Genomic DNA, 24,903 nt, shown 5'->3' with positions numbered 1-24,903 from the left:
TTGGACGAATCAAACGGCTCGTTTCGCTTTCTGTTTGTAGCGGTCGAAGATCACCGCCGCCAGCAAAATCACGCCGCGTACGACATACTGCGAGAATGGCGAGATATTGAGCAGGTTCATCGCATTCTCTACCGTTCCCAGGATCAGGATCCCGGCCACCACGTAGGAGATCTTACCGATCCCGCCTTTCAACGATACGCCCCCCAGCACGCAGGCCGAGATGACAATCAGCTCATAGCCAATCGAGGTCATCGGCTGTCCGCTGGTCATTCGTGAAGCCAGGATAATGCCTGCCGCCGCGGAAACCAGGCCGGAAAGGACGAAAATGATGATCTTGGTCCGCACTACCGGCACGCCCGCCAGACGCGCCGCTTCTTCGTTACCGCCAATCGCGAGCGTATTGCGGCCAAAGGTGGTTTTATTCAACAACAGGCCGAAGACAATCAGGCAGGCAACGGTCAGCCAGATAGGCGCTGGCAGGCCAAACCAGTTGGCGTAGCCGAGGGTAAAGAAACGCTCGTCTTCAATCCCAACTGCTTTACCGTCAGAGATGATATAGGCCAGACCGCGGACGATCTGCATGGTGGCCAGGGTGGTGATCAGGGCGTTAATCTTCAGGCGGGCAATCACAAAACCATTGACCAGGCCGCTCAGCGCGCCGAGCAGCAGACCGGCGCCGATCCCCACCCACATGCTCTCCGTCAGGTTAATCACCACCGCCGTGGTCACACCGGCACAGGCGATAACCGAGGCGACCGACAGATCGAAATCCCCCGATGCCAGGCAAAACAGCATTCCGCAGGCCACCATTCCGGACATAGAAATAGCCAGCCCCAGGCCTTTCATATTAATAAACGAGGCAAAATTAGGCACAAAAATCACGCAGCCAATAAACAGCACCGCGAAAACAACCAGCATGCCGAACTGATCCCAAATGCGGGAGAAGCTAAAAGCCGACCGGGTAGTACCTGAAGTGGTAACTGATGACATCATAGACTCCTTACTCAGGCGACCGCCTGGCTCACTTTTGGCATGGCAAGGCTCAATGCCTGCTGTTCATTCGCATGTTCATGCAGCAGCTCTCCGGCGATCTCACCCTCGCGCATCACAACAATGCGATCGGCGACGCCGAGAACTTCCGGTAAATCGCTGGAGGCAAAGACCACCGCGACGCCCGATGCCGCTAATGCGTAGATAACGTTGTAGATTTCATGTTTAGCGCCCACGTCAATACCGCGCGTTGGCTCGTCAAGCAGGATGACTTTCATCTCTTCCGACAGCCAGCGGCCGAGGATCGCCTTCTGCTGATTGCCGCCGGAGAGGTTCATAATCAGCTGCTCGGCGCCGGGCGTTTTGATATTCAGCGATTTGATATGCTGGTCGGCGTTCTGCGCTTCCCAGGCGTTGTTGATAACGCAGCCGGCGAGAATATGCTTGCGGCGAGCGCTGATATTGATGTTGTCGCGCACCGAGTGGACCGGAATAATCCCCTCCGCTTTGCGGTCTTCCGGGCAGAGCATCATCCCGGCCTGAATCGCCTGAGCCGGCTTGCGAATATCAATGGCCTCCCCGTCGATATAAACCTGGCCGCCGGTTATTCTGCTGCCGCCGAATAAGCCTTTCATGAGCTCGCTGCGCCCGGCGCCAACCAGCCCAAACAGGCCGACGATTTCTCCGCTGCGCACCGAAAGGCTGACGGGCTGCCGCACGCCTGGCGCCTTCACCTGTTCAAGACGCAAACGCTCTTTGCCATATTCGCGCGGCTGCCAGCCGTAGATATCGCCCAGCTCGCGCCCCACCATCGCCTGTACCAGCGCGTCGTGGTTAACCTCTTGCATATTGTCGAAGGTGCGCACGTAGCGACCATCTTTGAATACCGTAATCGCGTCGCTTAACGCGAAGATCTCTTCCATGCGGTGGGAAACGTAAATAATGACCCGTCCTTCCTGGCGCAGCTCGCGGATAACCCGAAACAGGTTTTCGATTTCCCGCGCAGACAGGGAGCTGGTCGGCTCATCAAAGGCGATAATTTTTGCGTTACGCGCCAGCGCCTTGGCGATCTCCACCATCTGCCACTGGCCGATAGAGAGATACTTGAGCGGCGTTTCCGGATCGATATCCAGCCCCAGATGCTTCAGCTGTAGGCCGGCTTCATAATTCAGCAGCGACCGGTTCACAATCCCGCCTTTATGCGGCAGCTGCCCGAGGTAGATATTTTCCGCCACGGTCATTTCCGGGATCAGATGCAGCTCCTGATAGATAATGGCCACCCCGGCGTTCAGCGCCTCGGTGGTGTGGGTAAACGTCATCTGCTGGCCGCGGATTTGCAGGTTGCCGGCGGTCGGTATGTAGTTGCCGCTGAGAATTTTCAGCAGCGTGGATTTCCCGGCGCCGTTTTCTCCCATCAGGGCGTGCACCTGTCCGGCATAGCAGCCAAAGCTAATATCGGACAGCGCTTTAACGCCCGGGAATGTCATGGTGATGCCGTGGAATGAGAGATAAGGGGTAGACTGTTGCATAACGACTCCGCTTTTCTGTACAGAGCCTCTCGCGCCAAGGCAAGAGGCCCGGTCAACTGGCCTTACAGCCCTTTTTTCGCCAGCTCTTCTTTAAAGTTGTCGCGGGTAATCAGCACCACGTCGGTTACCGCGGTGAATTTCGGCGGTTCAACGTCTTTTGTCACCCAGTTGTAAAGCATTTCGCTGGTTTTATAGCCGTGAATATCCGGGCTTGGCAGTAAAGAGCCATAGAAACCGGTGGCCTGCGCTTTAGAAAGTTCGTTCACCGCATCGACGCCGTTGATACCGATCCCGATAACGTCAGGCGCTTTAAAGCCCTGGCCTTCGGTGGCGCGCACGCCGCCCAGCACGGTGTTGTCGTTCATGCCGACGATCAGCCAGTGCTTAACATTAGGATGTTGAACCAGCATGGAGTTACCGGCGTCAAACGCGCCGGGGATGTCGTTAGATTTGGTTGGCACGCGATAGATTTGTTGCTCCGGGAAACCGGCGGCTTTCAGAGCGTCCATTGAGCCGGTAGTGCGGCGGCGGGCGGTATCCAGCTCGTCGGAAGTAATGGCCATAACCGCGGTATCCTTCACGTCCCAACCGCGTTTCTGCATCTCTTTATAGAGCTCCTGCCCCTGGCGCGCGCCGATTTCGCTGGCCGCCATCATCACCAGCGGTACGCTGTCCATCGGTTTGCCTTTGGCGTTGACGAACTGGTCATCAACGGTAATCACTTTCATATCATAGCCGCGCGCTTTGGCGACAATGGCCGCCCCGAGCTTCGGATCCGGGGTGCAAATGACGAAGCCTTTGGCTCCGCTAGCCGCCAGGCTATCTATCGCGTTCAGGGTTTTCTCGCCGTCGGGCACAGCAATTTTAATGACATCGAAACCTAAATCTTTACCGGCCTTATCGGCAAATTTCCACTCGGTTTGAAACCATGGCTCTTCAGGCTGTTTCACCAGAAAACCCAGCTTAAGCGTCTCAGCCATAGCTGATTGTGACATAACCGCGGCAAGACCGATTGCCGCCAGCGCTTTAGTAAATTTGTGCATGGTAAACTCCAGCTTTAATTCGCTTTTATGTAGGGAATAATAAGTCTTAAATTTTTAATCGGACGAAAAACAAGGCATTAGAAAAATCTCAACGCTGAGTGCCGTTGTTTAAATAGTATTAACCGGAAATTATTTCTCCATACGAGAGCCCAATCACATCGCGGAATTACAGTAATTGCGTGCATATAAACAGCGAAAAATGACATAAAAAAAGCGCTAATTGTCAGACAATTAGCGCAGGCCGTAGCAATATTCTCTATATCATCAGCAGAGTTATCCCTGTAGAGATTACCAGCGACAATAAATGTGCTCCGCATGATTGCGAACGGGCGCCTCATCCCCCAATAAACGGGCGGCTACGGTAAATGAAAAGTCAAAAACGTGTCCCAGGCCTTTACCGCTAATCAAATTACCGTCCTCCACTACCGCCTGGTCCACGTACTCTCCGTCCGTGACGTGCTGCCATAACTCTCCCGAACAGACGTAGCGTCGCCCCTTGAGCAGCCCGTTGCCGCCGAGCACTCTCGCCGCCGCCGAACAGATCGGACAGATCAGCTTTCCCGCGGTATCGTGGGCCGAAATAAACGCCACGACGTCCCGGCTGGCGGCAAGATTGACGCTTCCCTGCGGGCCGCCGGGCAGAACCACCGCGTCGTACAGTATCCCGGCGCGCTCTGTTAGCGTGCTGTCCGCCACCATGGGGATATCGTGATAGCTCACCACCGCGCGCGAATCGGCGCAGGAGAGCAGTTCGACATCGAGGTGTAAGCGGCGAAGAATATCAATCACCACAATCGCTTCACCTTCCTCAAAACCCGGTGCCAGCAGCACCGCAACTTTTTTCATTTCCGACTCCTTCAGATAGCCTGTTAGCAATAATGTGTTTACAAAAGCAGCATCTTTTTAAATTAACCTCATCATTTTCTCACTCGCAGGCTACCACAAAATAGAATTATTAATCATTATTTTTAAAACACAATTTCAACAAAATCATTAGAACTGCTATCAATTAATGAGGCGCGGAAATAAAAACATTTAAAATCAGCAAAATAAGCTTATATGCGATCGTTAAACATCAGACTTTGTTCTTACAAAAGACCCTCTTTTCAAGATAAATACGGATGTTGTAACGAAATGTAAATATCACTCATTGAGAGTTTTCTTAATTCAAATATGGCGCTATTCTATATTTGTTGAGATAAGAAATTTAATTCAAACGGCTGTACAGAAATCCTGAATACTATTACTCAGGACTCTCTCTGTGCACCGTAATTTCTAAGGCGACCCTGATGTAGATGCGTCAAGATATGACGCCGCCCCCTCCAAAGTGAATAAGGATATTTGTATGGCCGTACCAAGAATGGTTCAAAAGCTGAATAACCAGATGAATCTTGAGTTCTATACCTCAAATTTGTATCTGCATTTGAGCGAATGGTGTACTCAGCAACGGTTGAACGGTACCGCCACTTTTCTCCGTAACCGAGCGCAAGCCAGTATCACGCAGATGATGCGGGTCTTTGATTTTATGAAAAAATCAGCCGCCTGGCCCGTTGTGAAAGCAGAAGGAACCTACGGCACTGAATGTTCGTCCCTGGAAGATCTCTTTAGCAAAACCGTCGAAGATTATCAGCAGCGCAGCACAATACTTTCCAGCCTGGCGGAAGAGGCGAAGGCGCAAAGCGATGAATCAACCCTACGTTTTCTGACGCTGCTTGCTGAAGAGCAGGATCAGGATGGCATGCTGCTGGAGACCATTCTTGAAGAAATCCGTCATGCGAAAAATGCCGGAACCAGCGTACAACAAACCGATAGCCACCTGCTGGATCTGGTCAGTCAACAGCGCGTATAACGCCATGCCGGCGGATGCTCGCCGGCGATAAATCATCAGAACTCGCCTGTTCGGGCCAGCGCTCTCTTTAATCACAGGTTCTCTGTCCCCCTTCTTTTTCGGCGCTTCGGCGCCGTTTTTATTCCAGAAAAGCATTAAAAACTTTTAACCAGATCTCATTCCTGCTCCGCCGGAGGAATTAGCAGGGTATTGGTGATCTGGATCACGTTTAAAACCACGGGTTGAGAATATAAAAACACTGTTTCAAAAATTTAAAACACGGAGTTTACTTTAATGGCAAGATATACGGCTTCAGCCCCACAGGGGCTGCAGGGAAGACCGATTTTGTTACGCCATCAGTTAGCCTACGGCGGCGGGAATTTACTGGGAAGCGGCGCACTGGCGATCAGCGGCGCATGGCTGCTCTATTTTTATACAACCTTCTGTGGGCTGACGCTGATCGAAGCCTCCTTTATTTTTTCCGTCGCCAGCATTATCGACGCAATTAGTAACCCGCTGATGGGCTATCTCACCGATAACTTTGGCAAAACGCGGCTGGGTAAACGCTTTGGTCGTCGCCGTTTCTTTTTGTTGATTGGCATTCCGCTGATGATGTTCTACCCGCTGCTGTGGGTAGAAGGCCTCGGCTTTTGGTACTACCTGTGCACCTACGTCGTCTTTGAAATCATTTATACCTCGATTATGGTCCCCTATGAAACATTGGCGACCGAAATGACCGACGATTTCTCACTGCGTTCAAAGCTTACCGGTTATAAAGCGATTTTCGGCAAACTGGCCAACTTTCTCGCGGCATTTATCCCCGGGCAGTTCATCCTGCTTTATGGTAAAGAATCCGCCACCCCGTTTTTTCTCACCGGGCTGACCTACGGCGTCATTCTTGTCGTGGCCATCTCCTGCCTGTGGTACTGCAGCTGGGAGCGTCCCCGCGAAGAGGAGATAAGCAAGGGAGAGAAAAAGGGACTGTTCAATACTCTGCTCATGCTGGCGAAAGATATGCGCTCAACGTTTTACCTGCGCGTATTCCGTAAACACCTGGGCATGTATCTCTGCGGCTTCGGCGCCGAGTGGCTTTTTGCCTCGATCTTCACCTACTTTGTTATATTCGTGCTGCAGCACGATCCGGCGATGGTGGCCGGGCTTAACAGTCTGAACTCCATCCTGCAGCTGGTATCAACGGCCCTGTTTATCGGCCTGTGCGTGAAGAAAGGTTTCAGTAAGCCGTATATTCTGGCGCTGGGCGTGGTTATCTTTGCCGTTCTGCTCTACACCTCGCTGTGGTTCTTCCATCTGCCGGCGCATCTGGCCACCGTCCTGATGTTTGGCATTACCGTACTCTTCGGCCTGGGCACCGGCGGCGTGTACTATATTCCCTGGACCGTTTACACCTTTTTGGCGGATGTCGATGAAATCTATACCGGCCGTCGCCGCGAAGGGATCTATGCGGGAGCCATGACTTTCTCCGGTAAAATTTTGCGCTCGATTATCGTCTTTTCCATGGGGGCGATCCTCAGCTTCTACGGCTTTCAGTCGAAAGCACATACGCAGCCAGAGAGCGCGGTCACCGCGATTGCGGTGGTGTTTTGTGCGGGTGTGATTCTGCTGGCGCTGGCAGCCATTGTGTTCAGTAAGCAGATGAAACTCGATCGCAAGGCGCATCTGGTAGTGCTGCAGGAAGTCGCGCGTATTAAAGCAGGCGGTAAGATCGCCGATATCGCACCGGACGTTCGCCTTGTCGTTGAAGATTTAGTTGGCCACCGGTACGAAGAGTGCTGGGGCAACAGCAGGCTGTTTAAAGATACGCAGGAAGGCGCCGTTCAAACCGCCGTCTCCCACTAACAGGTGATAACGCCCCGCTATCACAATGATGGCGGGGCTGACGCCGCTAGTGCGCTTCTTCCTGCGGGGTGAATTTCAGTTCAATCAGCGCGATGGCCTTTTGTACCGCCCGCAGGGTCACCGGGTCAGCCGATGCCGGGTGGCTGGCAAAATCGATGGCTTTCAGCTGGGTGGTCATTTTTTCGCGCACCTCGACGGGGGCGATGACGTCGATGACGTCAAGGATCTGTTTGATAACTAACTGGCAGGCAACCACGTCAGAGACCAGCTCGTCGTGCTCGGTAAGATGTTGAGACATTTTTCACTCCTTTTTTCAGGAGCGTAATAGTACCCTAAATCCCGGGATATAAAAAAACCTGCCGCAGCAGGTTTTTTTATCAGAACATAGCGCCAGGCGGTACGTCTTTGAAGGTTTTGCAGTAGTTTTCGAACATGCTCTTCAGGATTTTGCGCAGTTTCATGGTTGACTCCATTTTTGTTATGCAGGTGTTAATGCCCTGATGGTTATAATATGACTTACATCACAAAAATCAATATAAACGTGCGCTAAATCACCTATTTTTTACCAAAATAATTTAATTTATAAACAAAATGGGCAGAACCGGATAGTGAATAGCCGAACGCTCCGGACCAATCTGCGCTCTCTTTGCTATGGCAGCGACACAATAATGAGTACACACACCTCTTCCAGGGACGACCGTTCTTTTTCAGCACCTGCGCTGCTGGTGGCTGCCGCCTTTTTTATGGAGTTTCTCGACGGCACGGTGATAGCCACTGCCCTGCCCGACATGGCGAAAGATTTTGGCGTGACGGCGGTCGACCTCAATATCGGGATTAGCGCTTATCTTATTACCCTTGCGGTTCTGATACCGGCCAGCGGCTGGATCGCCGATCGTTTTGGCGCGCGGAAAATCTTTACTCTCGCGCTGGCGATTTTTACCCTGGCGTCGGTTTTTTGCGGGCTGTCGACCAACGTCGATGTGTTCGTCGCGATGCGTATTCTGCAGGGGATAGGCGGCGCGCTGATGGTGCCCGTTGGCCGGCTGGCGGTACTACGTACCACACCGAAGCACCAGTTGATTAAGGCGATTGCCACCCTGACCTGGCCGGCGCTGGTCGCGCCCATTATTGGCCCACCGCTGGGCGGATTTATCACCCGCTACGCCAGCTGGCACTGGATCTTCTTTATTAACGTGCCGCTCGGGCTTATCGCTATCGCCCTGTCGCTGCGTATCATTCCGAATATTCGCGAAGATGAGCAGCGCCCCTTCGACCTTTCCGGCTTTGTTGCCACCTCGGTGGCGATGGTTAGCCTGGTCGCCGCCATGGAGCTGCTCGGCGATCGCCAGCCTCTGGGCTGGCAGACGCTGGCGCTACTGGCGTTGGGCCTGGGCTGCATGCTCTTCGCGCTGCGGCACTTCCGCCGCACCAGGTGGCCGATGGTGCGCCTTGATGCGCTCAAGATCCCCACCTTCCGGGTCACCATGTACGGCGGTTCCCTGTTCCGCGCCTCCATTAGCGCCGTGCCGTTTCTGCTGCCGCTGCTTTTCCAGGTCGGATTTGGTATGGACCCCTTCCACTCGGGGCTGCTGGTGCTGGCCGTGTTCGTCGGCAACTTAACCATCAAGCCCCTCACAACGCCGCTGATCCGCTGGCTGGGCTTTCGCCGCCTGCTGCTGATTAACGGCGCATTAAACGTTTTGTCGCTGCTGGCCTGCGCTTTTTTAACGCCGCAAACGCCGGTTTGGCTGATCTTTGTGATTCTCTATCTCGGCGGGGTCTTCCGCTCTATCCAGTTTACCGGCATCAGCACGCTCGCGTTTGCCGATGTGCCTTCCGCGCAAATGAGCTACGCCAATACCCTGTTCAGCACCGCGTCACAGCTGGCCGTGGGGCTGGGCATCACGCTCGGCGCGATAGGCATTCGTCTTGGGGAAACGTTCAGCGAATGGTTTACGCTTTCTCACCTGCCGGGCATCAGCTTCCGCCTGTCGTTTATTTTTATCGCGGTGATTTGCCTGGTCGGCATGATTGATAGCCTGCATCTGGCCAAAGAGGCGGGTAGCAGCGTATCGAACAAAAAGAAGTAGCCAAAGAAAAGGCCAGCAGCGCTGGCCTTTAGCATCTCATCATGACGGGATATTAACCGACGATCTGGCGCACAAACGCTTCGATCTCTTTATCCTGGCAGTTCTCAAAGAAGCACTGCTGGAAACGAGGGCCAGAAACGGCGGTTTTCACCAGCTCCGGATCGATCGCGCGCAGCGTATCCAGATTGTTTTCCTTAACCACGGCCGCTTTAACCGCGTTCAGGATCCCGGCGTTACGCACCTGAGGCTCTTTACGCTCCGGCGGATAACCTTCGCCGTTGCGGCCGGTAAAAGCTTTTTCAAAGATAAAGCGTACGTTCAGCTCTGCGCCCCAGCCAAAACCCTTCGCAAACGGCAGAGAAAGCGCGTTACCGTTGTTGATCTGCGCAAACAGGAAGGCATCAGCAGGGTCGATACAGTAGCCGCATACCACGCCAGGGTGAATATTCAGCGACATCAGCGCGCCCTGCCCGGTACCGCAGCCGGTCACCACAAAGTCCACCGCTTTCGAATTCAGCAGGATACTGGCCATGATCCCCAGATGAATATAGGTCAGATGATGATCGTTTTCATCGCTCATACCGACGTTGTAAACCGGGAAGCCTTTTTCTTCAGCAACGGCGTTTAACTCATTGAGGATGATGGCGTTTTTGTTCGCCTGGCTGTTTTCCATCATCAGTGCGATTTTCATGCTTTACTCTCCTGAATGCTCTGCGGGCACTCCCGCGATAGTTCGTTAGCGTTGCTATGAACAATACTACCTTACGAACATACTTTCAAATTTTATGAAAAGTTGTTTTATAAATTGCATCTCACCTCACACTTTTGACTTCCGCCCCCGGCTGGTGCGGCATCCCCCCACCCTTACCCGCGTCAGGCTAATCCCGCCGCGGCCATCGGGCGGGTCTATTTTCACCGCTAAATTAGGCTCAACGATTTTTCGCATAGAATATTAAATTAAAACCATTCTCATTATTTTTAAATCGCCAATGCGTGTTATTCCCATTTGCATTATTAATAAATGATTTTATTAATTTACTTTTTGCAAATAAATTAATAACAAATTATAGTGAGCGCACAATAATCCTTAATTCTATTTTCCGGAGCAGCCTGATGCTAAAAACTGAAATGATCGACAAGCTGAATGCGCAGATGAATCTCGAACTTTATTCCTCTCTGCTTTATCAGCAAATGAGCGCCTGGTGCAGCTACCACAGTTTTGAAGGCGCCGCCGCGTTTTTGCGTCGCCACGCGCAGGAAGAAATGACCCATATGCAGCGCCTGTTCGACTATCTGACCGATACCGGCAGCCTGCCCTGCATCACGGCTATCGCCTCACCTTTCGCCGAATATGCGTCCCTGGATGAGCTATTTCGCGTCACCTACGAACATGAACAGCTGATTACGCAGAAAATTAACGAACTGGCCCATGCGGCAATGACCAGCCAGGATTATCCAACATTTAATTTCCTGCAGTGGTACGTTGCTGAGCAGCACGAAGAAGAGAAACTGTTTAAATCCGTTATTGATAAATTGACCCTTGCCGGTAAAAGCGGTGAAGGCCTGTACTTTATTGATAAAGAGCTGGCAACGCTCGACACACAAAATTAATCATTACGGCAGCGACGCCCGGCGTTCGCTGCCGTATGAGTATTAATGGCGGCAAATTTTACTTTCGTGCGTATTAAATCCTTCCTCAGCGGCAATAAATTTGCCTTTTTTCTGCAAAAACGCCACCAGCTCCGCCGCGCTCAGATTTTCCGCCGAGCAGGTATGGAATCGAACCTCTTTCCCAAAACGGTCGATAATCGCCGCTTCCAGCGTAGCAACAGTGTAAGACTCGCCTGATGAAATCATCATTTGCAGCACTTCGTGACCATGAATCGATGGCATAACCCCTCCCGTAAAGGCCGAAGAATAAACCAGCCAGGGCGGCGGATTCTTGCGCCAGCGCAGCTTTCGCGCAAACCTCTGGCATCGTAAAGTTATCATTACACCCCCTGTAACCCTCATTTGACGAACTCACTGATTTCACATACTCTGCGCGGCATAATTAATTGTGTATTCCGTAATGGATAGAGAAAAGCGTGAAGAACCGCACTCTGGGTAGTATTTTAATCGTTGCCGGCACTACAATCGGCGCAGGGATGTTAGCGATGCCGCTGGCCTCGGCGGGCGTGGGTTTCGGCGTAACGTTTGGTTTGCTGATAACGCTGTGGGCGCTGATGTGTTATACCGCCTTATTGCTGCTGGAAGTGTATCAGCACGTGCCGGCTGATATGGGACTGGGGTCGCTGGCCGCGCGCTATCTCGGCCGCTACGGGCAGTGGGCTACCGGTTTTTGCATGCTGTTTCTGCTGTACGCTCTCACCGCCGCCTATATTAGCGGCGCCGGCGAGCTGCTGGCCTCCAGCCTCAACCAGTGGCTGGACTGGCGACTGCCTCCTGCGGCAGGCGTCCTGATTTTTACCGGGATCGGCGGGACGGTAGTGTGTATCGGAACCTCGCTGGTCGATCTTTTTAACCGCTTTCTGTTCAGCGCAAAAATTATCTTTCTCGCCATTATGCTGGCTCTGCTGCTGCCGCATATTCACCAGGTAAATTTACTGACGCTGCCGCTACAGCAGGGACTGGCTCTGTCAGCGATTCCGGTGATTTTTACTTCGTTTGGTTTTCACGGCAGCATACCCAGTATTGTGAGCTATCTGGGCGGGGATATTCGCAAGCTGCGTCGGGTATTTGTCATCGGGAGCTTTATTCCCCTGGTCGCCTATATTTTCTGGCAGCTGGCGACGCTCGGCAGCATTGACTCTCCCGTCTTTACCGCGCTGCTGGCAAAAAATGCCGGGCTTAACGGGCTGCTGGAAGCTATCCGCGAAGTGGTCGCCTCACCGCACGTTGAGCTGGCGGTGCATCTGTTTGCCGATCTGGCGCTGGCGACGTCATTTCTCGGCGTGGCGCTTGGGTTATTCGACTATCTGGCCGATCTGTTTCAACGCCAGAACAGCGCCGGTGGACGGATACAGAGCGGCCTGATTACCTTTTTGCCCCCGCTGGCGTTCGCGCTATTTTATCCGCGTGGCTTCGTGATGGCGTTAGGCTATGCGGGCGTCGCGCTGGCCGTGCTGGCGCTCATGCTGCCTGCGCTGCTGGTCATGAAGAGCCGCAAACAGCATCCTGATGCAGCATGGCGGGTCGCGGGAGGCTCAGCGGCGCTGTGGCTCGTCCTGCTCTGCGGGATCGGCATCGTCGCGATCCAGTTTGCGATTGTCGCAGGCTTGCTGCCCGCGGTAGGGTAAAAAGAAGGGGCCATATTGGCCCCCTCTTTTATTTGGCTAAACAGCACTGCTTATATTTCTTACCGCTGCCGCACGGGCAAGGATCGTTGCGCCCCACCTTCGCCTCATTCCGGATGGGCTGCTGAACTTCCGCCGGCTGCGCGTGCTCAGTCCAGTAGTTATAAAGCGCCAGGGCGGCAGGACGAATTCGCTCAACGCTGGCGACAAACTCTTCCGCGGATAATTCATCAAGCGCCTCAAATCGCTCCTCGGTACCGTGCAGGGCAATCACGTCCAGCTCCGCCTGCAGCTCAGCCGGCAACGCGGACCAGTCGCTCAGCCCCACCCCGCGCATATAGCCGAAGCACCACTCTTCAACAATCGTGAGCTCCTGCCCTTCCTCTTCGCGGCTGCCGAACATCGGTTCGAACTGTTCGGGATAATCGCTCAAGCGCTCGGCAATATCGCTCATTTGCTGCAGCGTCAGGTTCACAAAACGATCCCGCTCGCGATCGTTGGCCCAGCGCGGCACGTTATCCGCTCCGCCCCAGATAGCAAGCAGCCACTGCGCGGGTTCAATCTCCGTCGGCCCGGAGAGAATGGCCGTCAGCAGCCCATCAAGCTCGGCAACGTCCATGATGGTGCCTTCTACCGCGTATTTCGACAGGATATCGTCCAGCCATTCAACTTCGCTTTCGTTCAGGGGTCCAGTTTTCATAAACAGGCTCATCGTCGTAAAAAATGGCGCTTACAGTAGCGGAAATAGCGAGAGAAAACCACCCGGCTACTCAAGGTTCAGGCTGCGCAGCGTCTCAGCAATCTCACGAAAGGCATCCGGCGAAAGCGGTAGCAGGGGACGCGGCAAACAATCCTCACCGCACATACCGAGGATCGTCGCCGCTGCGGCAGTGACCCGCAGGCTTCCACCATACTTCCTGTAGAGCGTCCACAGCGGCTCCAGCCTGGCGCTTATTGCCTCCGCCCGCTGAGCCTCCCCCCGCGTCGCGGCCGCCGTCAGCTCTTTGGCGACGTGCGGGAACAGGCCGCCGCACACCGAATACCAGACTTCGCAGCCGGCGTTCAGGCCATCGGCCGCGCAGGCGTCTCCGCTAATCCCGATCGTCACCTCAGCCGGTAGCTGCCGCCGCAGGCTCTGAACGCGCCGTGCGACGTCATTTTTAGCGGGGCCCGGTATTTTAATTGAGGCGATACCCGGCAGCGCAGCGATCGCGCCTTTAAGCGTATCCGAGGTCGTCACATGCGTGGTCACGGGGTTATCGTAAACGCAGACGGGCACGGAGACTTCGCGGGTGACGGTCTGGTAAAAAGCCAAAATCTCCTCTTCCGTCAGGGGCTGATAGGCGATTGCCGGCAGGAGCAGCGCGCTGGCCCCAGCCCGCTGCGCATCCTCTGCCAGACGAAGGACCCGATCGGTCCCCAGCGCCCCGATCCCTGCCATAAGCGGCACCGCTCCGGCATGCGATTTGGCCTGTCGGATAACCTGCATTCTCTGCTCGCGGCTGAGCCAGGCATAGCTTCCCGTGGAACCGAGCACGCCGAGAGCATCGACGGCAGAGTCGGCGAGGCGAGTGACAATCCGGGCAAAAGCGGTTTCATCAACGCCATGCTGATGTAACGGAGTCAGAGGAAAAGCGCAGAGGCCAGTAAACATTTCATCCCCACTTATTGAGATAATGATAGATTGCCGACACAGAGTAACAACAGAAGCGGGTTTTGTCCTATGACAAAAATGAATGAGGTGGGGCTGAGGTTCAAAAGCGAGGTTATGGCAATACAAAAACAAAAAAACCACCCGTAGGTGGTTTCACGACACTGCTTATTGCTTTGATTATTCTGCTTTATCCCAATGGTACCCGGAGCGGGACTTGAACCCGCACAGCGCGAACGCCGAGGGATTTTAAATTGGTGGTGATTATTTTAAATATCAGTTAGATATGAAAAAAATCCGAACATACACCAATAAACTAGCAACATGAAAACAATAAGTTACAGCGACGATTTAGACTATCTTCTGACGCTTATCATACCCCAAATTTAATATTTATTCAGTCGCACGATACCAAGATTGCCAGCGGTAAATATTAGTGCGCAGCTCCCGTACGCACTCCGCTGACTGTGTATCCGCCAGCAGATCAGCGTCGCTATCTGCGCCAGCGTTACTTATCTTGCACGGCCGGTTCATCAAATCCGGGGATGGTGTTGGCCGCGTCGATTGATCGTTGGCGCAGCTGCACAGCAGCAGGATCAAACTGGCACTTAGTATGATTCGGGTCATTGACATATTTCACCACATCACGATAAACGGTACGGTAAATCACTTTGGCTTCGGCGTTCGCCGTCGCCGCCTTCTGCTCGCCAGCGGCAACCGCTTTTTCCTGCTTTTGCAGTCTGGCTTTAGCCTGGCTGTTCACTTGCTCAGAATGCGCGTACCAACCCTTCAGATACCCCGCCCAGAAAATGCCGGCACATACCGCCAGCACTCCCCCAACAATCACCAGTTTGGTTTTTCCTTTCATTCGTACAGCCCCCAGCACGTCAGCGCACTTTCCTGATCGCGGCGGTCAACCTGCCCATAACAGCCGTTTTTCTGTCCTTTGGTTAACCGGCAATCCCGGCCGCCGTCGAATACCCACCGGCGGATCTCCGCGCATGCCCCTTTACGGTCGCCGGCATTCAGCTTGCGGTAGAACGTCGAGGGGAAGCACTTACCCGGCCCGATGTTGTACGGGCAGAATGAGGCTATGCCGACCTTCTGCGGTGGCGTCAGCGGAACGTGCACATTCTTTTCAACCCACGCCAACGCTTTATCGCGCTCGATGGCGTTTACCTTTCTGCACTGTTCTTCAGTTGCTCTTTGCCCCTTGATAACTCGCTTGCCATCTATAACGGTTACTCCGTGGCACAACGACCACACGCCGCCGGGGTCAACAACGGCAACCAGCGCGTTACCTTCTTTTTCGCTGATAAACTGATCGAACAGCACCGGCGCCGATGCACCGGCCGCCAGAAGCGCCAACATTGCGGCGCTGAACTTAGCTTTGTTGCTCATAGTCCTGCGCCTTCCGCCGGTCGTCTTTGATTTTGAAATACAGATTAGTGAGGTATGTAAGCAGCCCGAAAACAATACTGGCCAGAACGCCGATTGCGGCCCACTGGCTTGGGCTTACCTTATCGAGAAGTTGCAGCAGCCAGTAGCTACCGCTAACGGTGGATGTTATATACGACGTTCCCGCCGCTACATCCGGCAAATTCTTCATTCGCATGCCTTACCCCCACGGGGTTCACTGTGTAGTAATGCCAGGGTAAGGTGGTGTACCGGTCGGAATCCTGACTATCTGTATCCACATCCGCCATTGCTGGCGGGTTCCTTCTTCAGGAAAGTGATTCTTTTAATGCTGCTTCTGCTTCAGTAATCGGGTTGCCGCTACCTGAATAGGTAAACTGTACCGAAATTTCACTGGTATCGTCATAGCCTGTAATCTGCGTTCTCACTCTGGCCGTGGCAGAGAGGTCAGCGTTAATCGTCACTGAAATTACGGTGTAGGTCACCTCAATAATCTGTTCTTCAGAATCAACAGCTATGCCTACTTCTGGATAAAACGAGCGTGTTTTTGCTGAAATGGTTTTTGTTACTGGCATAATTTCCCCTTACGGTATCAGTAATTCAATCTGGCAGGCCGCATACAGCAAATCGTTGTTGCTGGTATTCACCTGAATCGTGTTGCTGCCCTCCTTAACCTCCATCTGTGTGAACAACTGGATAGGGTCCTCACTGCCCTGCGTGAAGTTACCCGAACCGACAACAACCTGGTCATTCAACGTAACCTGAAGAGTACCTGTGCCCGTCCACTGATTAGTGGGGTTTGTATTAAGCAGCGTGATCCTTACCCCAACCGCACGACGCGCTATCTGTGAATACATATCGTCGTGACGGGTGATACCCACGTAATTCGACATGAACATGCCGAACACGCGATCGTGAAGTTCTTTAATCGTCACCTGACAATCTGGATAGTGCTTCTGGATTAATGCCAGGATGCCCTGGTAAGAAAGCGTTTTGCCTTTCATCACGGCTACCAGCTGCTGCGCGGTGACGCTCCCGGCTTCCTGCTGTTCGTCGCTGGCCTGCAATGGGCGGATACTCTCCAGCACCAGACGGTGACGGCCAATACTGCCGACTCGCTGGCCCGTTTTCTTATCGAAATGCTCATTAGATCCAGCAGACCAGACGGTAGCGCCTTCACTCAGGCGAACGTTTTTTTCACCTCTGGAATAAATCACGGTGCCGATATGGGTTTTGCGTCTGCGGCCGGAAACCGTAGGGGCGATAATTTCACGCTTAATCGGTTTTTGCGGTGTGACGCCGGGCAGACGCATAGCCATAGTTTTTAGGTTTCGGGATATGTGGGCGATCGCGAGGTCGTTACGCTCTGCCTTCGGTTTTTTAATCAGGCCAAGGTAATCGACAACGATCATTGCCAGATGCGGATACCGGCGCTTATGCGTTTCGGCAACGGCGCGGATTTGCTCAATCGTCAGATCGGTAGCATCAACGATCCAGATATCTCGCCCGTTCATGGTCTCCATGGCCGCTGTAAAGCGCCCCCAGTCCTCGTCCTGCATATCAAGGGGATTACGCAGGCGTGACACTGACATGTTGCCAGAACCCGCCAGAGAGCGTTCTACGATTTGCGCAGCGGCCATCTCCATGCTGAATATCAACGCGCCACCGCCGGCAGCGGTAACACCATCGACAATCTTCAGCGCAAATTCTGTTTTTCCCATGCCCGGACGCCCGGCGACGACAATCAAATCCTGCAGGTTGATTCCGCCGGTTGCATCGTCCAGTTCTTCGATCCCGGTTTTCAGGTTGCGGGTACCCTCTTCACCATCCATGCGCTTCTGCATGGTTTCCATGTACACCGGCAATAATTCGCTCATGTGTACCGGCTGAACGTCGCCAGTGTCGCCTGTCATGTCCAGCAGCTGCGCCACGGCAGTTTCAACAACCTGATCGCGCTGCTCCTGGTTTATCGCATCACGAATACCATCCGCACCATCCTGCAGTAATTGCGCGATGGTTCTGCTTCGCCAGGCCTTAACCATTTTTTTGGCATAGCCTTTGAGATTGACGATCGATGTCGGGAATTTGCAAATATCGGCGAGATTGGCCAGCGTCCCCTGTCCGCCAATGGCTTCGCTAATGTACATCATGTCAATTAAGCCGCCGCTCAACGCCTGCGCTTTGATCACTCCGTAAATCTGCCTGTAGTATGCGACGCTGAAAGCCTCGCTCGGAGTGCTGGCAATCACATCAAAGGCATCAGGCGTAGCGCCACCGTTCATCAGGCAGCCAAGAACCAGACATTCCAGTTCCTGAGTTGAATACATCATTTGCATCATAGAGCGCCCTCCCTGGTCTTACGCAATGTCTCTGGTTTCATCAGATAGTCAAAGCTGGCGCGCCAGCCGCCATTTTCACCAAAGTAAAAATCGGATGCGTCAGCGCGGAATTTTTCGAAATAACCCAGAAATGCGCCCGTAGTTTTGTTTTTCATGTGGGCAGCAAGACGGGTGATCATCCGGCGGCGGTCGGTGTCCAGTTCAGCAGCTGGCAGAACGTCAGCAAAAATTTCGTTGTAGCCGTTCATAACGGCTTCCGGATCAATATCGGTTTCGGTCACCGCCCATGCTTCAGCGTCAGCGAGATAACCATCAAAGCGGTTTACCCGGCAGATGTTCGCAGGCTTCGGCAGGCTATCGCCACGGCGGCGCCATGTGGCCAGAACCCAGCGGATAACTAACTGCAATTCGTCCAGGGTGTATCCTTCCCGGGTGGTGGTCGGCGTCAGCATCATCACAAACGGTTTCAGGTCACGGCAGCGGGTACCGGTTTGCTCGTTGTAAAATTCCAGCGCTTTTTTAGCATCAGAATTAATTTTTTCATCGCCTTCCCCCGTCTGGGGGTTAGGGGGATCTATAGGTTCTATGACTGGTTCAAAAGAGTGACTGGTTCTGGTGCCGCCACACGGCATAGGGGCTATGCTTTTTGGCGGCATACCTGTGCTTTTTGACGGCATAGGGGCTATGCTTTTTGGCGGCATAGGGTTATCAAGTTTCATGCAGTACAAATTCGACGCGTTACCCTTCCCGTTTTTTACGCCCGGGCGGTTTTCTTTCACCAGAAGGCCCATAGAAATTAACGCATCGATATGGTCACGCACCGCGCTTTTGCTGCACTCGCAGTGATCCGCAATATGTTTGTAAGACGGCCAGCATTCGCCGGAATCATTGGCGTTATCAGCCAGTTTGATCAGCACCAGTTTTCGAATCGGGTTTCCGGTCTTGATTGCCATTGCTTTGGCCATAAGCGTCATACTCATAGTCAGATCCCCAGCGAGTCAGCCAGCTGACGGCAGGCGATTTCGTATTCTTTCTGGGTGAGTCCCGCTTCCTGCAGATCTGCCTTGCGCAGTTCATAGCGTTCCCAGATTGTCAGCGCAGTAGCGCGACGCTCTTCGAAAATCGATTCGATATCTTCCATCGGGACTTGTACCCCGTTCCGGCGAAACCCATTCCGCCAGGTGATGCGGTCTTGTGTTCTCATTGGTCTTTCCTCGATACAGGTTAAACGCTGGTCAGGCGCTGTGTTTCACGCATAGCTTGCAATGCTCTTGCGACTTGTTGCGGCCCGTCTCTGGCGTCGAGTAACAACGCGATAATCGCCGCTGCAAACTCACGAATGGCCACACAAATTAAATACTGGGTGGACATACCCAACCTCGCGTAACGTTCTGCCGGCAGCGCCGCTTCCATCGCTTTGACCAGCGCCAGAGTTTTGGCTCTCGCGGCTTTGGTCTCGCCTCGCAACCAACGAAAAATTTGTTGGCGGTTGTTGTTGATTGCCCGCCAGTCGGCGTTTCCATCTGCATCTTCGATCTGGTGCAGCTTCAGCGAACCGGTATTACCACCAAGACGAAACCACATGCGGCTTATCTCGATAGCAACCAGCTCCTGCCCGCTTTCCGCTGCCCAGTTAAAGATCTCTCGTTTAAGTTCTTCGAGGTATTCCACTTCGAGCGTCTCCTGTCGCTGAAAATTGATTAAGCGTAATCAGATTTCGATAACGCAGATTGTTAAGCTGCATTCTGTTCCGGCAGTCCGTCAGTTGGTTTTCGATAAATATTTGGGAGAAGATCGTGCGGCGTAACCTGATACTTAGTAGCAGCAGACCATTCCAACGCTGTCGCGGCGGACAGGAAACATTCTCCCGCAGCAATTCGGCTTACGTAGCCTTGAGTTTTCCCAACCAGTGCGGCGAATTCATGCTGCCGAACACCAGATGTTTTTAAATAGTCTTTCAGTTTCATCGTTAGGGCCTCTGTGATTGGACAGAATGAATATTAATAACGTTAATATTTTTCGTCAATAGCAATGACCTTAGAGTTTAATTAATTTTGCGAATAACATGCCTCCATGAGAAAGAAAACCATTGACGCCGTAGAGCGCGAAGCTGCCAAACGCCTTCGTGATATCTGGAACGAGAAAAAAGTAACTTTACGTCTGACTCAGGAGAAGGCAGCGGAGGTGCTTGGCTTTAGCACACAGGCGTCAGTAAGCCATTACTTAAATGGCACAACTCCACTAAACACAGATGCCACATTAAAATTCGCCTCTCTACTTGGAGTAAAACCAGAAGAGATCAGACCCGACCTAGCCGAGATGATGAATTACGTTAGGAAATCAGGGGAGTATCTCGAAGATAGATCAGGACCAGGCTGGAAACTTCTTAACCCAGAACATGCAGAACTTATAGATTTGTATGAGAGGCTTCCGCAGAGCGAAAAAGAACGCCATTTATCTGATTTAAAAGAGAAAGTAGAAGGTTTCGACCGCTTATTTAGAGAGCTATTGGCAACACGTAAGCAATAAATCACTTCCCAATCCCAACCAAGATCCCAGCCTCTCGCTGGGATTTTTTTTATCTAAATTATCAACACCATACAAAAAATATTGTCGTAATTAATATTTTAATGTTGACCGATAATATTATCATTATTAATATTCTTCCCATCAACGACGCACTAACCACGCGGCAGTTGTTCAGAAACAGTTCTGACAGTCCGGAAAGACGGGCGCGAATTCTTCGGGTCGCCGACAGTACGATGACATGCGGGAAAGACCGCAACGAATACGAATTGCTGTGTATAGTCTTGGCCCGGGCGCCCCGGGCATTTTTTTAACACAGTAACAGTTTATGCGACCCTTCAGTGAAAACTGAAGCCCTCGAAAAGAGGGACCCCGTGAGGAAAGACCAGTGAGCCTGACCAGCTCTGGCGCCGGGAAAGACCGGGAGGAAAGACCAACGGGCATGACCAGCCCTGACAGCCGGGAAAGACCGGCAAACTTTAGATGGCAAAAGGCCCGCACAAGGCGGGCCAGTTACCCCGAACGGTGACCAAACCATTCGGACTTATCACAAGCGACCAAGCTTGTGATGAGGAAAGACCAATGCCGACAGAGTCAACACTGATCGGCTCTGAGTATACATCAACAAGGAGTCGCTATGGAAGCGCTTACCATCCCCGTAACTGTTTACGTTATGGCCACAACGAACCCATATCTACCAACGTCTTATCACTCATTCACCTGTGACATGTCACAGCAATACCCTGATCTGTATGTCCTCGTTACTACCAAAACGGTAGAGGTTCCCATTCCGGCTTTAGAGCCAATCGACATTATTGGTATGCAGGTTAATGCCCTTCGCGCGAAGAAAGAGAAAATCTCTGCCGAAGCAAAGAAGGAGCTGGGTGTTATTGAAGACCAGATTCAGCAGCTGCTGTGCATCGATCACTCTCCGATTGAAGAAAGCGACGTACCGTTTTAATTAACCGGCGCGTGACCTGCGCCAGAAACCAAGAGGAAAGACCATGGATATTAGAAATTTGCTGGAAAGAATTCGTGAAGTTAAAGATAGCCTAGAACGAGCAAACAGAATCATCAACATTTGCGGTAATGAATGTCGCTCCTCAGGGATTTTGGCAGATGGAAGAAATGGCGAGTGCTATCTCAAGGTCGATTCATCAGAAATTAAAGAGCTGGCGGAAAGCCAAAAGGTTCATCTCGAAAGCGAACTAGAGCGGCTTGTAGAAGCTAAAAATACCGCAGATAGAGTGGTTGCTGGGCTACTACCCGAAATTAAACAAAACGCCTAACCAGCGGATTAATCAAGAAAGAGGAAAGACCAATGACCATCTACAACGGCTTATTTGAGCCAAAGAAATCGGCGATTAAAGACTGCGGCGCCGTGCAGCTGGCAATCGCCATTGATGCGCCAAACAAAAAAGTCGCCGAAAGCATTATGACCGGCAAACTCTGGGAATCATACCCGGCCAATGGTGACAACTATTTCAAACCAAAACTGTGGGAACACATTGAAGGCCAGCCGCTGCCGACCGTTGGCCAGTTCGATGAGTCATTCGCCCAGCAGCATACTTTTGACGGTGAAAAATGGGTTTCTACTGCGCAGGATAGTGCTTCTGGAAGCGGTGCAGGTTTACCTGCTGACGATGAAGTGATCGACCTGATGACCGTTTCCGCTGAGGAACGCTTTGCAGCCGTCCTGCTTTTTAGCACCGCTGCGATTGATGGCCATCTTTATTCTCAGGTTGTGGATTATCTGGATAACCTGAAAAACCACGATGGGGAATTTGAAGAGGAAGATCGCTTCAACTTTAATGTGCTGTGCGCCCTGCAAAATAACTTCCCAGTTCAAAGCATGCATGTGGAAGGACTGAATAATCTTGTTCAGGGTATTTTCTCCCATTTTGAAAACCAGACGCCTGGCAAAGCGGCTATCTCTCAGTTCGTTAAACGCTGGCTTGAGAATCCGGGCAAGCGCGACGAACTGGCCCCCGGCGTATATAAAAATACCGCTCTCAGTACCAGCACCGATGATAATAAAACGCCAGTGGTTATTTCTAAGCGCGGGTATAAACACACTTATGCAACGCTGGATCAGGAGATCGCTACCGCCCTTCTCCCGCTGGCGCCTGATGCGCCGGTACTATCCGGAAACCTTCTGGACGCTAAGAAGATGATTTCCGATGACCGGGAAGATTTTAAACGCTGGTCTGCATCGCTGCACACCACTCCGCAGATACTCAAATACGACCGCGCCAGCATCTTCGGCGTGGTGCAGAACGTACCGGCGAAAGATACCTTCCATTTCCCTGACAGCCTGCGCCGCCACATCGATTCATGGTTGGAGGCAAACGGCCGCTTTGAAGAAACCGAAACAGGATCCGTTAAACAACCAGAGGCGACGCAAAATACCGCCTCAAACGTGGGCGAAAAAGAGGAAGTGCCGTCGTCGGTTGTAACCGATACCCAAGCCAAACAGGCGCGTGAGACGCTCAACGATATGGGCTATGGCGTATATGCCTCTGGTGAAAGTGCAGAGCCAGAAGAGAAGTTGAGTGAGAAAGTAAAAACTATCGTTCAGGACGTTGATCAGCTTGTTGAACGAATTAACCGAGAAGAGAACCTGCCGAAAGCTGCCGAAGTTGTCCAGAGCATTAACGAAATGCAGGCAACCGAACGGGACAACCTCGAATTGTGGAAAAGCGTATTCAAGACAGATGAGCGCTTTACTACGGCCTTCTCAGTAAACGGTGGCGGTACATCCATTAATGGCACCTACATGACTATGATGGCCACACGAGAATTTGGGCCAAAAGGTCAGGGCTGGGGCGTTGATATTCTGGAAGAACGTTTTGATACAGGCGCGCCAATTACTCGCACTATCAAGGGTGCAGATGGCAATAACACGTGGGAACTGATCCCTGATGGTACGGGTGGCATCCTCATGGAGAAGCACCACGTTATTAAAATCAGGCTTTGGTATCTGAAGAACGATGTACGCGGCGAAGAATTTGCATTCGGCTGCACACCATACATTTACGGCAGTAAATATGGCCCGATTTGCGATGGTGAGGCGACAAAAAAATCACTCACTGATGCTACTAAAAAAGCACTATCCGGCCTCGGCTTTAGCGGCGATATCTTTATGGGCCTCTATGACAATCCAGAATATCGCCAGAAAAACAAAGCAGAGTTTGACCTCAAGAATGCCAGCGAAACCGCCGAAGATGCAGCGCGGTTGCGTCAGGAGTTCGACGACAAACTAACCCGCAACGCCAATACCCTCGCAAACGCTGTATCGGTGAACGAAATTAACAAGGTGTTTGCCCCTATCGCCCGTGAACTCGAAGTTCACCGCAAGGATGCAGAATCAAAAGGAGACACACAGCGCTCCCGCCACCTCAGTAGCCGGTTGCGCCGTCTCACTGATATCAAAAATGGACGTATCGCCGAACTTAATAAATCTGAGGAGAAAGCATAATGACTTCCACTACTGCTATTGCCATCGCCGCGGATTATCAGAACCTGCTGCAACTGCTGGAAAGCTCTGATGACCTGACTCCGGAAATGATCGCAGATACCCTTGAAGGCATGGAAGGAGAACTGGCCGATAAACTGGATTCCATCATGGTTATCGCACGTAATAACCTCGGCAATGCCAGCGCCTGCGATGATGAAATAAAACGCCTGGCCGAACGTAAGAAGTCTTTTGAGAATAAGGATAAGGCTCTGCGTAAGTATATTCTCTCCTGCCTGATGGCGGCCGGGCTGGATAAGCTGAAAACGGCAAAAAATACGTTCACCGCTCGCAAAGGTAGCGTAAACGTTGTGATTGATAATACCGATCTTCTTCCCGATGAGCTGGTGAATACTCAGGTTGTTATCGCGCCCGATAAAAAGGCCATCAAGGAAGCGATTGAATCAGCACAGGCAGCGGCGGCCCAGATTACCGCTGACGGCGGAGAGATACCGGAAGAACTGTTAAACCCAGTGCCGGGCGCTCACCTTGAGATTGGCGAACGTTCGCTGCAGGTGCGCTGATATGCTGAAACTCACACTGAAACGAGGCGACGCGCTTCACGTCGTTTTTCCGGACGGTACTAACGGAATAATCGAAGCCTGCGCGCGTTGCGAACTGGCTATGCATTTTCCGCGCAGTGCCAAAATCACCCGCGAAAATGGCGCGTTCCGGAATAAACCAAACCTGATTAAGCCTAATCAGAAATAACCCGCAGATGTCGTTAGCATTGTGATCTACCTATGAACCGGAGTTCACAATGCTACGTTGGCAACCAGGCACACTTTTACTTTCAGATTTCGATATCAAAATTGGCAGGCTAT

Annotated in this window: 29 protein-coding genes and 1 pseudogene; 11 read left to right on the top strand and 19 right to left on the bottom strand. The window is 52.3% G+C overall.

The window, feature by feature from the left end; all coding sequences use genetic code 11:
* Positions 1-9: 9 nt before the first annotated feature.
* The 4 genes from araH to MKleb_RS09865 all read right to left on the bottom strand — a co-directional run bounded on the left by araH (position 10) and on the right by MKleb_RS09865 (position 4,408).
* Positions 10-990, bottom strand: a complete 981-nt coding sequence (gene araH / locus MKleb_RS09880) for an L-arabinose ABC transporter permease AraH (protein ID WP_025106114.1) — start codon at positions 988-990, stop codon at positions 10-12.
* A 14-nt stretch (positions 991-1,004) separates the two neighbouring features.
* Positions 1,005-2,519 carry an L-arabinose ABC transporter ATP-binding protein AraG gene (gene araG / locus MKleb_RS09875; protein WP_025106113.1) on the bottom strand — a complete coding sequence of 505 codons (1,515 nt, stop codon included), beginning with the start codon at positions 2,517-2,519 and terminating at the stop codon, positions 1,005-1,007.
* Between the two features lie 62 nt (positions 2,520-2,581).
* Positions 2,582-3,562, bottom strand: coding sequence for an arabinose ABC transporter substrate-binding protein (locus tag MKleb_RS09870; RefSeq protein WP_004852174.1), 981 nt, complete (start codon positions 3,560-3,562; stop codon positions 2,582-2,584).
* Between the two features lie 288 nt (positions 3,563-3,850).
* Complete coding sequence (locus tag MKleb_RS09865; protein ID WP_032693589.1) at positions 3,851-4,408, bottom strand: DJ-1/PfpI family protein; 558 nt, start codon at positions 4,406-4,408, stop codon at positions 3,851-3,853.
* A 499-nt stretch (positions 4,409-4,907) separates the two neighbouring features.
* On the opposite strand from MKleb_RS09865, the gene MKleb_RS09860 reads away from it, so the two are divergent.
* Complete coding sequence (locus MKleb_RS09860; protein ID WP_217076626.1) at positions 4,908-5,411, top strand: non-heme ferritin-like protein; 504 nt, start codon at positions 4,908-4,910, stop codon at positions 5,409-5,411.
* A gap of 324 nt (positions 5,412-5,735) precedes the next feature.
* Positions 5,736-7,247 (top strand): MFS transporter, encoded by a 1,512-nt coding sequence (locus MKleb_RS09855; protein WP_025106110.1) that lies wholly within the window; start codon positions 5,736-5,738, stop codon positions 7,245-7,247.
* Positions 7,248-7,293: 46 nt separating this feature from the next.
* Here the strand turns inward: MKleb_RS09855 and MKleb_RS09850 are convergent, their stop codons facing one another.
* The gene (locus MKleb_RS09850; RefSeq protein ID WP_014229868.1) at positions 7,294-7,545 is read right to left on the bottom strand and encodes a DUF2766 family protein; all 252 of its coding nucleotides are present in this window, start codon (positions 7,543-7,545) and stop codon (positions 7,294-7,296) included.
* Between the two features lie 79 nt (positions 7,546-7,624).
* The gene (gene azuC / locus MKleb_RS09845; protein WP_014229869.1) at positions 7,625-7,708 is read right to left on the bottom strand and encodes a stress response protein AzuC; all 84 of its coding nucleotides are present in this window, start codon (positions 7,706-7,708) and stop codon (positions 7,625-7,627) included.
* A gap of 207 nt (positions 7,709-7,915) precedes the next feature.
* On the opposite strand from azuC, the gene MKleb_RS09840 reads away from it, so the two are divergent.
* Positions 7,916-9,337, top strand: coding sequence for an MFS transporter (locus MKleb_RS09840; protein ID WP_108703491.1), 1,422 nt, complete (start codon positions 7,916-7,918; stop codon positions 9,335-9,337).
* 52 nt (positions 9,338-9,389) lie between these two features.
* Here MKleb_RS09840 and MKleb_RS09835 read toward each other — a convergent pair whose 3' ends face one another.
* On the bottom strand, positions 9,390-10,028 hold the full coding sequence (locus MKleb_RS09835) for an RpiB/LacA/LacB family sugar-phosphate isomerase (RefSeq protein WP_217076625.1): 639 nt from the start codon (positions 10,026-10,028) through the stop codon (positions 9,390-9,392).
* Positions 10,029-10,450: 422 nt separating this feature from the next.
* Between MKleb_RS09835 and ftnA the strand changes: the two genes are divergently transcribed.
* Positions 10,451-10,948 carry a non-heme ferritin gene (gene ftnA / locus MKleb_RS09830; protein WP_004852185.1) on the top strand — a complete coding sequence of 166 codons (498 nt, stop codon included), beginning with the start codon at positions 10,451-10,453 and terminating at the stop codon, positions 10,946-10,948.
* A gap of 42 nt (positions 10,949-10,990) precedes the next feature.
* Here the strand turns inward: ftnA and MKleb_RS09825 are convergent, their stop codons facing one another.
* Positions 10,991-11,230, bottom strand: coding sequence for a YecH family metal-binding protein (locus tag MKleb_RS09825; protein WP_004852186.1), 240 nt, complete (start codon positions 11,228-11,230; stop codon positions 10,991-10,993).
* Positions 11,231-11,424: 194 nt separating this feature from the next.
* Here MKleb_RS09825 and tyrP point away from each other — a divergent pair, with 194 nt between their 5' ends.
* A complete protein-coding gene (tyrP, locus tag MKleb_RS09820) occupies positions 11,425-12,636 on the top strand; it encodes a tyrosine transporter TyrP (RefSeq protein WP_025106109.1) in 1,212 nt (403 codons plus the stop codon).
* A gap of 28 nt (positions 12,637-12,664) precedes the next feature.
* Here the strand turns inward: tyrP and MKleb_RS09815 are convergent, their stop codons facing one another.
* The 11 genes and pseudogenes from MKleb_RS09815 to MKleb_RS09765 form a co-directional block, all read right to left on the bottom strand.
* Positions 12,665-13,333: a YecA/YgfB family protein gene (locus MKleb_RS09815; protein ID WP_014229873.1), complete on the bottom strand. Its 669-nt coding sequence runs from the start codon at positions 13,331-13,333 to the stop codon at positions 12,665-12,667.
* 66 nt (positions 13,334-13,399) lie between these two features.
* Entirely contained in the window at positions 13,400-14,287 is an 888-nt protein-coding gene (locus MKleb_RS09810; RefSeq protein WP_025106108.1) for a dihydrodipicolinate synthase family protein, read from the bottom strand.
* A gap of 505 nt (positions 14,288-14,792) precedes the next feature.
* Positions 14,793-15,152, bottom strand: coding sequence for a hypothetical protein (locus MKleb_RS09805; RefSeq protein ID WP_217076624.1), 360 nt, complete (start codon positions 15,150-15,152; stop codon positions 14,793-14,795).
* The gene (locus MKleb_RS09800; RefSeq protein ID WP_076752318.1) at positions 15,149-15,685 is read right to left on the bottom strand and encodes a lysozyme; all 537 of its coding nucleotides are present in this window, start codon (positions 15,683-15,685) and stop codon (positions 15,149-15,151) included. Before MKleb_RS09800 ends, MKleb_RS09805 begins: the two co-directional genes overlap by 4 nt.
* Positions 15,669-15,893 carry a class II holin family protein gene (locus tag MKleb_RS09795; protein ID WP_015365951.1) on the bottom strand — a complete coding sequence of 75 codons (225 nt, stop codon included), beginning with the start codon at positions 15,891-15,893 and terminating at the stop codon, positions 15,669-15,671. The genes MKleb_RS09800 and MKleb_RS09795 overlap by 17 nt, the downstream gene beginning before the upstream one ends.
* Before the next feature lie 115 nt (positions 15,894-16,008).
* Positions 16,009-16,275 (bottom strand): hypothetical protein, encoded by a 267-nt coding sequence (locus MKleb_RS09790; RefSeq protein WP_217076623.1) that lies wholly within the window; start codon positions 16,273-16,275, stop codon positions 16,009-16,011.
* 729 nt (positions 16,276-17,004) lie between these two features.
* Positions 17,005-18,027 (bottom strand): annotated as a pseudogene (locus MKleb_RS09785) (replicative DNA helicase); the annotation flags it as partial.
* A gap of 8 nt (positions 18,028-18,035) precedes the next feature.
* The gene (locus tag MKleb_RS09780; RefSeq protein WP_164523430.1) at positions 18,036-19,019 is read right to left on the bottom strand and encodes a helix-turn-helix domain-containing protein; all 984 of its coding nucleotides are present in this window, start codon (positions 19,017-19,019) and stop codon (positions 18,036-18,038) included.
* Between the two features lie 2 nt (positions 19,020-19,021).
* Positions 19,022-19,243, bottom strand: coding sequence for a hypothetical protein (locus tag MKleb_RS09775; RefSeq protein ID WP_041165549.1), 222 nt, complete (start codon positions 19,241-19,243; stop codon positions 19,022-19,024).
* A 20-nt stretch (positions 19,244-19,263) separates the two neighbouring features.
* A complete protein-coding gene (locus tag MKleb_RS09770; RefSeq protein ID WP_015365920.1) occupies positions 19,264-19,710 on the bottom strand; it encodes a toxin YdaT family protein in 447 nt (148 codons plus the stop codon).
* A 62-nt stretch (positions 19,711-19,772) separates the two neighbouring features.
* Entirely contained in the window at positions 19,773-20,006 is a 234-nt protein-coding gene (locus tag MKleb_RS09765) for a helix-turn-helix domain-containing protein (protein WP_128350260.1), read from the bottom strand.
* 106 nt (positions 20,007-20,112) lie between these two features.
* On the opposite strand from MKleb_RS09765, the gene MKleb_RS09760 reads away from it, so the two are divergent.
* The 6 genes from MKleb_RS09760 to MKleb_RS09735 all read left to right on the top strand — a co-directional run bounded on the left by MKleb_RS09760 (position 20,113) and on the right by MKleb_RS09735 (position 24,790).
* Positions 20,113-20,568 (top strand): helix-turn-helix domain-containing protein, encoded by a 456-nt coding sequence (locus MKleb_RS09760; RefSeq protein ID WP_069135246.1) that lies wholly within the window; start codon positions 20,113-20,115, stop codon positions 20,566-20,568.
* Positions 20,569-21,202: 634 nt separating this feature from the next.
* Positions 21,203-21,526, top strand: a complete 324-nt coding sequence (locus MKleb_RS09755; protein ID WP_032409872.1) for a hypothetical protein — start codon at positions 21,203-21,205, stop codon at positions 21,524-21,526.
* Positions 21,527-21,569: 43 nt separating this feature from the next.
* Positions 21,570-21,854: a hypothetical protein gene (locus tag MKleb_RS09750; RefSeq protein WP_217076622.1), complete on the top strand. Its 285-nt coding sequence runs from the start codon at positions 21,570-21,572 to the stop codon at positions 21,852-21,854.
* A gap of 32 nt (positions 21,855-21,886) precedes the next feature.
* A complete protein-coding gene (locus MKleb_RS09745; RefSeq protein ID WP_217076620.1) occupies positions 21,887-24,043 on the top strand; it encodes an exonuclease family protein in 2,157 nt (718 codons plus the stop codon).
* Positions 24,043-24,603: a siphovirus Gp157 family protein gene (locus MKleb_RS09740; protein WP_217076618.1), complete on the top strand. Its 561-nt coding sequence runs from the start codon at positions 24,043-24,045 to the stop codon at positions 24,601-24,603. Before MKleb_RS09745 ends, MKleb_RS09740 begins: the two co-directional genes overlap by 1 nt.
* A gap of 1 nt (position 24,604) precedes the next feature.
* Positions 24,605-24,790, top strand: coding sequence for a hypothetical protein (locus MKleb_RS09735; RefSeq protein ID WP_015365915.1), 186 nt, complete (start codon positions 24,605-24,607; stop codon positions 24,788-24,790).
* Positions 24,791-24,903 lie beyond the last annotated feature (113 nt).

Source organism: Klebsiella sp. PL-2018, assembly GCF_019048985.1.
Classification (GTDB): domain Bacteria; phylum Pseudomonadota; class Gammaproteobacteria; order Enterobacterales; family Enterobacteriaceae; genus Klebsiella; species Klebsiella michiganensis.
This window is presented reverse-complemented; position numbering and strand designations above follow the sequence as displayed.

Bases quoted from the DNA above. Each gene is read 5' to 3' on its own strand.
- MKleb_RS09835 (WP_217076625.1), bottom strand. From the start codon at position 10,028: ATGAAAATCGCACTGATGATGGAAAACAGCCAGGCGAACAAAAACGCC.
- MKleb_RS09870 (WP_004852174.1), bottom strand. From the start codon at position 3,562: ATGCACAAATTTACTAAAGCGCTGGCGGCAATCGGTCTTGCCGCGGTT.
- MKleb_RS09780 (WP_164523430.1), bottom strand. From the start codon at position 19,019: ATGAGTATGACGCTTATGGCCAAAGCAATGGCAATCAAGACCGGAAAC.
- MKleb_RS09825 (WP_004852186.1), bottom strand. From the start codon at position 11,230: ATGCCATCGATTCATGGTCACGAAGTGCTGCAAATGATGATTTCATCA.
- MKleb_RS09755 (WP_032409872.1), top strand. From the start codon at position 21,203: ATGGAAGCGCTTACCATCCCCGTAACTGTTTACGTTATGGCCACAACG.
- azuC (WP_014229869.1), bottom strand. From the start codon at position 7,708: ATGAAACTGCGCAAAATCCTGAAGAGCATGTTCGAAAACTACTGCAAA.
- MKleb_RS09745 (WP_217076620.1), top strand. From the start codon at position 21,887: ATGACCATCTACAACGGCTTATTTGAGCCAAAGAAATCGGCGATTAAA.
- ftnA (WP_004852185.1), top strand. From the start codon at position 10,451: ATGCTAAAAACTGAAATGATCGACAAGCTGAATGCGCAGATGAATCTC.
- MKleb_RS09795 (WP_015365951.1), bottom strand. From the start codon at position 15,893: ATGAAGAATTTGCCGGATGTAGCGGCGGGAACGTCGTATATAACATCC.
- MKleb_RS09850 (WP_014229868.1), bottom strand. From the start codon at position 7,545: ATGTCTCAACATCTTACCGAGCACGACGAGCTGGTCTCTGACGTGGTT.
- MKleb_RS09805 (WP_217076624.1), bottom strand. From the start codon at position 15,152: ATGAAAGGAAAAACCAAACTGGTGATTGTTGGGGGAGTGCTGGCGGTA.
- MKleb_RS09760 (WP_069135246.1), top strand. From the start codon at position 20,113: ATGAGAAAGAAAACCATTGACGCCGTAGAGCGCGAAGCTGCCAAACGC.
- araG (WP_025106113.1), bottom strand. From the start codon at position 2,519: ATGCAACAGTCTACCCCTTATCTCTCATTCCACGGCATCACCATGACA.
- MKleb_RS09775 (WP_041165549.1), bottom strand. From the start codon at position 19,243: ATGAGAACACAAGACCGCATCACCTGGCGGAATGGGTTTCGCCGGAAC.
- MKleb_RS09790 (WP_217076623.1), bottom strand. From the start codon at position 16,275: ATGCCAGTAACAAAAACCATTTCAGCAAAAACACGCTCGTTTTATCCA.
- MKleb_RS09735 (WP_015365915.1), top strand. From the start codon at position 24,605: ATGCTGAAACTCACACTGAAACGAGGCGACGCGCTTCACGTCGTTTTT.
- MKleb_RS09860 (WP_217076626.1), top strand. From the start codon at position 4,908: ATGGCCGTACCAAGAATGGTTCAAAAGCTGAATAACCAGATGAATCTT.
- MKleb_RS09800 (WP_076752318.1), bottom strand. From the start codon at position 15,685: ATGAGCAACAAAGCTAAGTTCAGCGCCGCAATGTTGGCGCTTCTGGCG.
- MKleb_RS09840 (WP_108703491.1), top strand. From the start codon at position 7,916: ATGAGTACACACACCTCTTCCAGGGACGACCGTTCTTTTTCAGCACCT.
- MKleb_RS09810 (WP_025106108.1), bottom strand. From the start codon at position 14,287: ATGTTTACTGGCCTCTGCGCTTTTCCTCTGACTCCGTTACATCAGCAT.
- MKleb_RS09740 (WP_217076618.1), top strand. From the start codon at position 24,043: ATGACTTCCACTACTGCTATTGCCATCGCCGCGGATTATCAGAACCTG.
- araH (WP_025106114.1), bottom strand. From the start codon at position 990: ATGTCATCAGTTACCACTTCAGGTACTACCCGGTCGGCTTTTAGCTTC.
- MKleb_RS09765 (WP_128350260.1), bottom strand. From the start codon at position 20,006: ATGAAACTGAAAGACTATTTAAAAACATCTGGTGTTCGGCAGCATGAA.
- MKleb_RS09865 (WP_032693589.1), bottom strand. From the start codon at position 4,408: ATGAAAAAAGTTGCGGTGCTGCTGGCACCGGGTTTTGAGGAAGGTGAA.
- MKleb_RS09815 (WP_014229873.1), bottom strand. From the start codon at position 13,333: ATGAAAACTGGACCCCTGAACGAAAGCGAAGTTGAATGGCTGGACGAT.
- MKleb_RS09750 (WP_217076622.1), top strand. From the start codon at position 21,570: ATGGATATTAGAAATTTGCTGGAAAGAATTCGTGAAGTTAAAGATAGC.